The sequence below is a fragment of the Streptomyces sp. UH6 genome (assembly GCF_013421635.1).
In the GTDB taxonomy this organism is placed as follows: Bacteria; Actinomycetota; Actinomycetes; order Streptomycetales; family Streptomycetaceae; genus Streptomyces; species Streptomyces abyssomicinicus.
The window spans coordinates 1-1,946 of sequence record NZ_JACADT010001036.1 but is presented as its reverse complement, the minus strand read 5'-3'; the positions used below and the strand labels follow the sequence as shown (position 1 = coordinate 1,946).

General features: G+C 72.3%; 3 protein-coding genes. 2 read left to right on the top strand and 1 reads right to left on the bottom strand.

Annotated features, from left to right (window positions below; translation table 11 throughout):
* Positions 1-413, bottom strand: a 413-nt coding sequence (locus tag HW445_RS28880) for an alpha/beta fold hydrolase (protein WP_180223794.1), incomplete at its 3' end; no start/stop codon positions are given.
* Between the two features lie 154 nt (positions 414-567).
* Between HW445_RS28880 and sigJ the strand changes: the two genes are divergently transcribed.
* Both sigJ and HW445_RS28870 read left to right on the top strand, forming a co-directional pair.
* Positions 568-1,479, top strand: coding sequence for an RNA polymerase sigma factor SigJ (gene sigJ / locus HW445_RS28875; protein ID WP_180223793.1), 912 nt, complete (start codon positions 568-570; stop codon positions 1,477-1,479).
* A 196-nt stretch (positions 1,480-1,675) separates the two neighbouring features.
* On the top strand, positions 1,676-1,946 hold a 271-nt coding region (locus HW445_RS28870), incomplete at its 3' end, for a GntR family transcriptional regulator (RefSeq protein WP_180223792.1).

The window sequence follows — 1,946 nt, the reverse complement described above, 5'->3', positions numbered from 1 at the left end:
TAACGCCACTCGCCCGGCGACCAGAAGCCGCCCGGCGAAAGGGCGGTGACCGTGCGGGCCAGCCCGCGCCGGCCCAGCTCCAGGGCGAGCAGCCCGCCCAGTGAATTGCCCGCCACGTGCGGCCGCTCCACGCCCAGCGCCTCGCAGAGGCCGCCCAGCACCGCCGTGACCGTCGGAAGGTCGTACTCCAGCCCTTCCGGGAGCCCGGGAGAGGCTCCGAAACCGGGAAGGTCCACGGCGATCACCTCCCGGTCCGCCGCCAGGATCCGGCTCACCGGGTCCCAGGCCTGGAGGTGGTGACCGATGCCGTGGAGCAGCAGGAGCGGTTCACCGGCGCCCTGCCGTTCGTAGGAGACGGTCACGGTCCTCGGCCCGCCGGGGGAGGGGACCTCGAAGGAGACGGTGTCGGTCATCTGGCTGCTCCTCGTCGGGGGATGCCCGGCGTGCCGGGGCGCGGTTGACAGTTTGTCAGTAATGGTTTCCCGCGGGTAGGGGGGCGCCGCGACAGGTGGCCGACTTCGCCAACCGCCGTGCCGCGCGGGAGACTTGGGATGGAACAATGGCACGGTGACCACCGACTCCGCCGCCGAGGCCGCAGCCCGCGAGTTCGAGGAGCACCGGGGCCTGCTCACCGGCGTCGCCTACCGGATGCTGGGCCGGGTCTCCGACGCGGAGGACGTGGTGCAGGACGCCTGGCTGCGCTGGGAGGGTGCCGACCGCTCCGTGGTGCGCGAGCCGCGCGCCTATCTGGTCCGGGTGGTCACCCGGCTCGCCGTCGACCGGCTCCGGCAGATCAAGGCGCGCAACGAGTCCTACGTCGGCCCGTGGCTCCCGGAGCCCTACGTCACCGACTTCGGCGCGTTCGCGGCCGAGCCGGCGGACACCGCCGGGAGGGCCGAGCTCGTCGACTCGGTCTCCTTCGCCGTGCTGGTCGTCCTGGAGACGCTCTCGCCCCTGGAGCGCGCGGTCTTCGTGCTGCGTGAGGCGTTCGGACATCCCTACGCGGAGATCGCCGCCATGCTCGGCCGCGAGGAGCCGGCCGTGCGCCGGATGGCCGTCCGGGCCCGCCGTCACGTGGAGGAGGGCCGTCCCCGCTACAAGGCCGGACCAGGGGAGCGCCGGGACCTCACCGAACGGTTCCTCGCCGCCGCGGCCGGAGGGGACCTGGAGCGGCTGCTCGAGGTCCTCGCGCCCGACGTCCGCCTGGTGGCCGACACGGGCGGCAGGGCCAAGGCCCCCCTGCGCGAGCTGTTCTCCGCCGCGAAGGTGGCGCGCTTCTTCCACGGCGTCAGGAACCGGGCCACCACCGGCTGGACGTACCGGCCGGTCGAGGTCAACGGCGGCCCCGCCTACCTCGTCCTGGAGGACGGCGTGCCGCAGACCCTGTTCCAGGCCGAGGTCGCCGACGGCCTGGTCCGCACGGTCTTCCTGGTGCGCAACCCCGACAAGCTGCGGGCGCTGGCCGGGCCGCGGGGCTGACCGCCGGAGTCCGGCCGCTTCCTTCACGAACATCGTGTGAACGGTGTGCGGCGTTCGCTGCCCGTTTTCTCCCCAAGTCCCAGGATTGGTCTTGACCAGGATGAGGGGGCGTCCTATGGTCGCAGGAAAGTTCAACAACCTTTAATAAACAAGGGCGTCAAAAGCGTCGCCTGCCACGCGCACCGTGGAGGACAGGGTGGGGACCACGCAGCTGGAATCGGTGTCGGAGCCGAAGTACTGGCACCTGAGGACGGTGCTGAGCCAGGCACTGGACTCCGAGTTCTCGGTGGGCGAGGTGCTGCCCAACGAGCGGGAGCTCGCCGCCCGCTTCGGCGTCGCCAGGGCGACGCTCCGACAGGCTCTGGAACAGCTCGAACTGGAAGGGCGGCTCCAGCGCCGCCGGGGGGTCGGCACCACCGTGGCGCCGCCCCGGGTGGGGGTGGCCGTCGAGACCGAGCGGCCGCTGT